Source organism: Mycobacterium sp. (assembly GCF_050701675.1).
GTDB lineage: Bacteria > Actinomycetota > Actinomycetes > Mycobacteriales > Mycobacteriaceae > Mycobacterium.
The window spans coordinates 1-4,876 of the sequence record NZ_JBOGDD010000931.1; the positions used below are offsets into that span (position 1 = coordinate 1).

Here is a 4,876-nt window from a genome sequence, read left to right on the forward strand (position 1 = left end):
TCCCGCGCCCGCTCCCGACGCCGCTCCCGCGGCGGCAGCCGTCCCTGGTCCGGACGGCGCGCCTGCGCCCGATGCCGCCTTCGGACCGGACGCCCCGACAACGCAGGACTTCATGTACCCGTCGATCAGCAACGGCTGCCTCAAGGACGGCGGAAACGTGCTGGCGACGGCGATCTCGGTAGCGGGACCGGCGACGATCCCGAAGCCGGGCCCCGGCGCGGGTCAGACGGCATACGTGTTCACCGCGATGGGCACTCCGGGTCCGGCCGCCGAGCAGAAGCTGCCGCTGAACGTCACCTGGGTGAACCTGACGACCGGCAAGTCGGGTACGGCGACGCTAAAACCGCAGAGCGATATCAACCCGGCAGGGCCGACGACGCTCACGGTGATCGCCGACACGGGCTCCGGCAGCATCATGTCGACCATCTTCGGTCAGGTCACGACCACCGAGAAGCAGTGCCAGTTCATGCCGACGATCGGCTCGACCGTCGTCCCGTGACCATCGCCTCCCCGCGAAATAGCATTCCCTGTCGTTGAGCCTCGATCTTGACGACAGGGAATGCTATTTCGGCGACTGGGCCGCCTGGTCAGTAAGCCATGAAGAGAATCATTTCCCGGTCGTACTCGCGACCGGGGTGCGCCTCGGACAGGTGCTCCTGAGCCTTCTCGACCAGGTCGTCCTCGTCGGTGCCGGTGATGGCTTCTCCGCAGGGACAGCTCAAGTGTGTTTTCGCCATGCTTCACGATCCCACGAGGATGATGGGCGCATGGACCTGTATGACGTAATGCGCACGACGGGGGCGGTCCGCCAGTTCACCGGCGATCCCCTGCCCGACGAAGTTCTGACGCGCATCCTCGACAATGCCCGCTTCGCCCCGAGTGGCGGCAATCGGCAGGGCGTACGCGTGATCGTGGTTCGCGACGCGGCGACGCGCGAGCGTCTGGCCGAGCTGTCGATCCCCGCCGCCCGGCGCTATGCCGCGCAATTGGCCAACGGTGAGTCACCGTGGAACCCGTTGCGGCCGTGCGGCGTCGACCCGCAGACCGTTGCCGCCACCGAGCCACCCGCACAGATGACGGCGCCGTTGAGAGAGGCGGCGGTCGTGTTGGTGATCTGCGTGGATCTCGGCGTGGTCGCGGCGACGGATCAGGAACTCGACCGCATCGGCGTGGTCAGCGGCGCGTCGGTGTATCCATTCGTCTGGAACGTCCTCCTGGCCGCCCGCAGCGAGGGCTTCGGCGGCGTCACCAGCACCATGGCGATATCCGAGGAGCCACGGGTGCGGGAACTGCTCGCCATCCCCGACGAGTACGCGATCGCCACCATCGTCCCGCTCGGCAAGCCCGCCCGTCAGGTCAGAAAGCTCACGCGCAGACCCGTTGCCGAGTTCGTCACCCGCGAACGCTTCGACGGCCCGCCGCTCTGAGGTGACACCGCGAGTTCGGCGCTAAGCCTTGGCCTTCGCTGCCGCCTTCGCCTGCTTCTTGTACGACCGCACCTTCTCCAATGACCCCTTGTCGACGACGTCCGCCACCGACATGTGCGTCCCCGCCTTGCCGTAGTCGCCCGCGGCGGCGCGCCATCCCGTCGGCGTCACGCCGTACTGCTTGCCGAGCAGAGCGAGGAAGATCCTGGCCTTCTGTTCGCCGAAGCCAGGCAACGCCTTGAGCCGACGCAGCACCTCGGCGCCGTCGGGATCACCAGCCGTCCAGAGGCCGACGGCATCGCCGCCGTACTCCTCGACGATGGCCTGCGCCAAGGTCTGCAACCGTTTGGCCATCGAGCCCGGGAAGCGATGGACCGCGGGGCGTTCCGAACACATGGCGATGAAGGCGTCGGGGTCGTAGTCCGCGATCTCACGGGCGTCAACGCCACCGATGCGGTCCGCGATCTTCCTTGGCCCGGCGAACGCCACCTCCATCGGGATCTGCTGATCGAGCATCATGCCAACCAGCAACGCAAAGGGGTTGTGCTCCAACAGCTCATCGGCGGCCGGATCCTGCACTAGCTGCAACTTCGCCATCGAGGCAGTCTAAGGGAAAGGCCTAACTGTGACTTGGCCCTCAGTATGCTGAGAGCCGCTCAATACCGAACGACGAGGTCAGGAGTACCGCGGTGTCGACCACCGATAGCCCACCCGCCCACACCGAGCAACAGTTCCTCGAGATGCAGGCCAGTCCCGAGTTCCAGGAACTCCGGACGCGCCTGCGCCGCTTCGTCTTTCCAATGACGGCGTTCTTCCTCGTCTGGTACGCCACCTACGTCCTGCTCGGCGCGTTCGCCCACGACTTCATGGCCATCCAGGTGTTCGGCAACGTCAACGTCGGCCTGCTCATCGGACTCGGCCAGTTCCTGACCACATTCGTCATCACCGGCCTCTACGTGCGATTCGCCAACCGCGAGCTGGATCCGCGCGCGGCGGCCATCCGCGCCGAGATGGAAGGCACCCAACGATGACGCTCCTCGCAGCCAGCGAGACCATCGGCAACCCGGTGGCCAACATCGGCATCTTCGCGCTGTTCGTCGTCATCACGCTGTTCATCGTCATCAAGGCAAGCCGCAAGAATCAGACTGCCGATCAGTTCTTCACCGGCGGGCGGTCGTTCTCCGGCCCGCAGAACGGCATCGCCATCGCGGGCGATTATCTGTCGGCAGCCAGCTTCCTCGGGATCGCGGGCGCAATCGCCGTCTATGGCTACGACGGCTTCCTGTACTCCATCGGCTTCCTCGTCGCGTGGCTGGTCGCCCTGCTCCTGGTCGCCGAATTGCTGCGCAACACCGGCAGATTCACCATGGCCGACGTGCTGAGCTTCCGGCTCAAGGAACGCCCCGTGCGGATGGCCGCGGCGACGTCGACGCTTACCGTGTCGCTGTTCTACCTGCTGGCGCAGATGGCGGGCGCAGGCGGGCTCGTCGCGCTGCTGCTCAACATCAACAGCAAGAGCGGGCAGGCGATCGTGATCGCCGTCGTCGGCGTCCTGATGATCGTCTACGTTTTGGTCGGCGGCATGAAGGGCACCACCTGGGTGCAGATCATCAAGGCCGTGCTGCTGATCGTAGGTGCGGCCGTGATGACGGTGATGGTGCTCGCCAAGTTCGGCCTGAACTTCTCCGAGATCCTCGGATCGGCTCAGTCGGCGATCTCGACTGCGACGACCGCAGGTGTCGCCGACCGCGACGTACTCGCGCCCGGCGCCCAGTACGGCGGCTCGGTCACGTCGCAGATCAACTTCCTGTCGCTCGCGCTGGCACTGGTACTGGGCACCGCAGGCCTGCCGCACGTGCTGATGCGGTTCTACACCGTTCCGACCGCCAAGGAGGCCCGCCGTTCGGTGGTCTGGGCGATCGCCCTGATCGGCGCCTTCTACCTCTTCACCCTGGTGCTGGGCTACGGCGCAGCGGCGCTGGTCGGACCCGACCGCATCCTCGCTGCGGCGGGCGGGCAGAACTCCGCGGCACCGCTGCTGGCATTCGAACTCGGGGGCGTCATCCTGCTCGGCGTCATCTCGGCGGTGGCGTTCGCCACCATCCTGGCGGTTGTCGCGGGGTTGACGATCACGGCGTCGGCGTCGTTCGCCCACGACGTCTACGCGAGCGTGCTCAAGGCCGGCAAGGTCACCGAGGACGAACAGGTACGCGTCTCGCGGATCACCGCGGTCGTGCTCGGAATCGTCGCGATCGGGCTCGGCATCCTCGCCAATGGCCAGAACATCGCCTTCCTGGTGGCGCTGGCGTTCGCGATCGCCGCGGCCGCCAACCTGCCGACCATCGTGTACTCGCTGTATTGGAAGCGGTTCAACACCCGAGGCGCACTGTGGAGCATGTACGGCGGCCTGATCTCGACGCTGGTGCTCATCGTCTTCTCCCCCGCGGTGTCGGGCGCGAAGACGGCGATGATCCCTGGCGTGGACTTCGCTTGGTTTCCGTTGGCGAACCCCGGCATCGTGTCGATCCCCTTGGCCTTCGTCCTCGGCATCATCGGCACGGTGACCTCGAAGGTTCCCGGCGACCCCGCGCTCGACGCGGAGATGGAGGTCCGTTCGCTGACCGGCGTCGGCGCCGAGAAGGCCATCTCGCACTGATGAGCGCTTGCGCGAAGAACAGAGCACACTGACGGCCCGCCGGGAAGCCCGGGCGGCTTCCCGGCGTTGACCGCCTCGTGCCTACGATCGTCCGAGTGACCGAACCGCAGTCGACCTCCACCAGGCGGCGGTTCGGTTTCGCGCTTCTGACATACGCATTCGCCGCCATCATGATGGGCACCACGCTCCCGACGCCCATGTATGCGCTCTATGCCGACCGCATGCACTTCGCCGTCCTGACCACGACGGTCATCTTCTCCACCTATGCGGTCGGTGTGCTCGCCGCGCTGCTGGTGTTCGGCCGCTGGTCCGATGCCATCGGCCGGCGACCCGTCCTGCTCGCCGGAGCCGGCTTCGCGCTGGCCAGCGCTGCGGTCTTCCTGCTCGCCGACGACGTACCGCTGCTGCTGCTGGGACGGCTGTTCTCTGGCCTGTCCGCCGGTATCTTCACCGGCACTGCGACCGCGGCGATCATCGAGGCCGCTCCGGCCGAGCATCGCGATCGCGCCACCGCCGTCGCCACCGCCGTGAACATCGGCGGGCTGGGAGCAGGCCCCATCTTCGCCGGGGTACTCGTCCAGTACGCACCGCACCCGCTGCAACTGTCGTTCGTCGTCCACATCGTGCTGGTGCTGTTGGCCGTTGGCGCGGTGCTGCTGGCCCCCGAGACCTCATCACGTACTGGGCGCCTCGGATTCCAGCGGCTCTCCGTACCCGCCGAGATGCGCCCGGTCTTCGTCACCGCGGCAACCGCGGCCTTCGCCGGATTCGCGGTGACGGGCCTGTTCATGGC

At 66.8% G+C, this 4,876-nt stretch carries 7 protein-coding genes; 5 read left to right on the forward strand and 2 right to left on the reverse strand.

The window, feature by feature from the left end; genetic code table 11:
- Positions 1-499, forward strand: a 499-nt coding sequence (locus ACRDUX_RS28265; RefSeq protein WP_526418724.1) for an Rv1157c family protein, incomplete at its 5' end; no start/stop codon positions are given.
- 88 nt (positions 500-587) lie between these two features.
- On the opposite strand, the gene ACRDUX_RS28270 is transcribed toward ACRDUX_RS28265, so the two are convergent.
- The gene (locus tag ACRDUX_RS28270; RefSeq protein WP_526418733.1) at positions 588-737 is read right to left on the reverse strand and encodes a DUF1059 domain-containing protein; all 150 of its coding nucleotides are present in this window, start codon (positions 735-737) and stop codon (positions 588-590) included.
- A 30-nt stretch (positions 738-767) separates the two neighbouring features.
- Here ACRDUX_RS28270 and ACRDUX_RS28275 point away from each other — a divergent pair, with 30 nt between their 5' ends.
- Positions 768-1,427: a nitroreductase family protein gene (locus ACRDUX_RS28275; RefSeq protein WP_526418726.1), complete on the forward strand. Its 660-nt coding sequence runs from the start codon at positions 768-770 to the stop codon at positions 1,425-1,427.
- 21 nt (positions 1,428-1,448) lie between these two features.
- On the opposite strand, the gene ACRDUX_RS28280 is transcribed toward ACRDUX_RS28275, so the two are convergent.
- Positions 1,449-2,024, reverse strand: coding sequence for an HhH-GPD-type base excision DNA repair protein (locus ACRDUX_RS28280; protein ID WP_526418728.1), 576 nt, complete (start codon positions 2,022-2,024; stop codon positions 1,449-1,451).
- Between the two features lie 92 nt (positions 2,025-2,116).
- On the opposite strand from ACRDUX_RS28280, the gene ACRDUX_RS28285 reads away from it, so the two are divergent.
- The 3 genes from ACRDUX_RS28285 to ACRDUX_RS28295 all read left to right on the forward strand — a co-directional run.
- A complete protein-coding gene (locus ACRDUX_RS28285; protein WP_526418729.1) occupies positions 2,117-2,458 on the forward strand; it encodes a DUF485 domain-containing protein in 342 nt (113 codons plus the stop codon).
- The gene (locus ACRDUX_RS28290; RefSeq protein WP_526418731.1) at positions 2,455-4,083 is read left to right on the forward strand and encodes a monocarboxylic acid transporter; all 1,629 of its coding nucleotides are present in this window, start codon (positions 2,455-2,457) and stop codon (positions 4,081-4,083) included. The genes ACRDUX_RS28285 and ACRDUX_RS28290 overlap by 4 nt, the downstream gene beginning before the upstream one ends.
- A 170-nt stretch (positions 4,084-4,253) precedes the next feature.
- Positions 4,254-4,876 (forward strand): MFS transporter (locus ACRDUX_RS28295; RefSeq protein WP_526418735.1); only part of this gene is annotated, 623 nt, incomplete at its 3' end.

Excerpts from the sequence above, each read along its gene's own strand:
- ACRDUX_RS28270 (WP_526418733.1), bottom strand. The coding sequence starts at position 737 with ATGGCGAAAACACACTTGAGCTGTCCCTGCGGAGAAGCCATCACCGGC.
- ACRDUX_RS28275 (WP_526418726.1), top strand. The coding sequence starts at position 768 with ATGGACCTGTATGACGTAATGCGCACGACGGGGGCGGTCCGCCAGTTC.
- ACRDUX_RS28280 (WP_526418728.1), bottom strand. The coding sequence starts at position 2,024 with ATGGCGAAGTTGCAGCTAGTGCAGGATCCGGCCGCCGATGAGCTGTTG.
- ACRDUX_RS28290 (WP_526418731.1), top strand. The coding sequence starts at position 2,455 with ATGACGCTCCTCGCAGCCAGCGAGACCATCGGCAACCCGGTGGCCAAC.